Here is a 1,503-nt window from a genome sequence, read left to right on the forward strand (position 1 = left end):
ATTTAAATGGATAAGTTTCCCCCATTTTGGGGTATATATACAATGTAAGGTTGTGTATAACCTAAAATAAATATGAAAGGAGAAACTTATGCCACCTAAAGCTAAACAACTAAACTTTCGCGATATCTCTTCTGATTTTGATAAGTTTTTTGATCAAAATCAAAATAATTTACTTTCTTTACTGATGAATTTATTAATATTAGTGATTTTATTCCTTATTCTTTTTATCAAAATTATTATTCTCATTTTGGTGCTAAGAGAAGTTATTCTCTTGAATCTATGCTTTCAGCTTTTATTCTTAAAAGTATTCTATCTATTCCTTCTACTAAACTTTTAATTTCTTTTTTAAATATTTCTTCTGAAATGCGTAGCTTCTGTGGTTTTAATAAGGTTCCTCATAAATCTCAATTTTCAAGATTTAAATCTGACTTTCTCGATGATTTAAGAGATTTATTTCATGCTCTTGTTGATATTACTGAAGATATGGCTAAGGAAGTTAATCCTTTTTTATCTTCTATCCTTATTACTGATACTACTGGTTTTGAACCTTATGTTAAGGAAAATAATCCTAAGTTTTATCAATCTCAGCTTAGAAAAGCTAAGTCTTATGCTAAAAAAATTAAAAAATGACGACCCTGATTCTACTTTCGATGTTGAAAAGTATGCTCAAAGTCAAATGCCTTAAATTTGCTTCTTCTAATAATGATGCTAAGTTATGTTATCTTAATGGTCACTTTGGTTATTTTCAAAAGTCTGTTATCTCTACTAATGGTTTTGGACTCGTTAGAGATGTTAATTTTTATGATTCTGATAACAAGCTTTCTACTGATTTAACCCCTCAGGATATTAAAGATACTTATGATTCTAAATCTTTAATTCCTACTCTTGAAACGTTTTTTAATTTGCATCCTAATTTTAAATACAAATATTTTATTGGTGACTCAGGGTTTGATGCTGATGACAACTATGCTTATTTGCATAGAAAGAACATTATGCCTATTATTGCTTTAAATCCTCGTAATTCATCTGCTTTAGCTGAGCCTAGTTTCAATGAATTTGGTGTTCCTCTTTGTCCTTTTGATGATTCTTTACCTATGGTTTATGATGGTATTACTCGTGAAAAAGGTCGTGCTGATAGAATTAAATATATTTGTCCTAAGGTTAAAAAAACTAGGATTGATGGTAAAACTACTTATATCTTAAATTGTGATAATCCCTGTACCTAAATCAAAGTGTGGAAGAATTAAACAAATTACTATTCATCATAATTATAGATACAATTCTTCCTTTCCTAGAGATAGTTTAAAATGGCGATCTCTTTACAAATTAAGAACTATTGTTGAAAGATCTATCTCTCAGATTAAAAATTTTATTCAAATTAAGTCTCTAAAAGTTAGAAAAACAATTTCTTTAAAATCAGATATTTTTCTAGCTTGTATTTCTCAGCTGATAGCTTTTATACTAATGTTTAAAACTAAAGATGATTATTCTAACCCTCTTGCA

At 27.9% G+C, this 1,503-nt stretch carries 3 protein-coding genes; all 3 read left to right on the top strand.

The features are described from left to right. Positions 1-210: 210 nt before the first annotated feature. Positions 211-630: a transposase gene (locus L21TH_RS14830; protein ID WP_479722808.1), complete on the top strand. Its 420-nt coding sequence runs from the start codon at positions 211-213 to the stop codon at positions 628-630. A gap of 32 nt (positions 631-662) precedes the next feature. Further along, the gene (locus L21TH_RS14835; RefSeq protein WP_205617991.1) at positions 663-1,226 is read left to right on the top strand and encodes a hypothetical protein; all 564 of its coding nucleotides are present in this window, start codon (positions 663-665) and stop codon (positions 1,224-1,226) included. After that, on the top strand, positions 1,207-1,503 hold a 297-nt coding region (locus L21TH_RS15235; protein WP_423219141.1), incomplete at its 3' end, for a transposase. The genes L21TH_RS14835 and L21TH_RS15235, both read left to right, overlap by 20 nt.

The sequence above is a fragment of the Caldisalinibacter kiritimatiensis genome, assembly GCF_000387765.1.
Lineage (GTDB): Bacteria > Bacillota > Clostridia > Tissierellales > Caldisalinibacteraceae > Caldisalinibacter > Caldisalinibacter kiritimatiensis.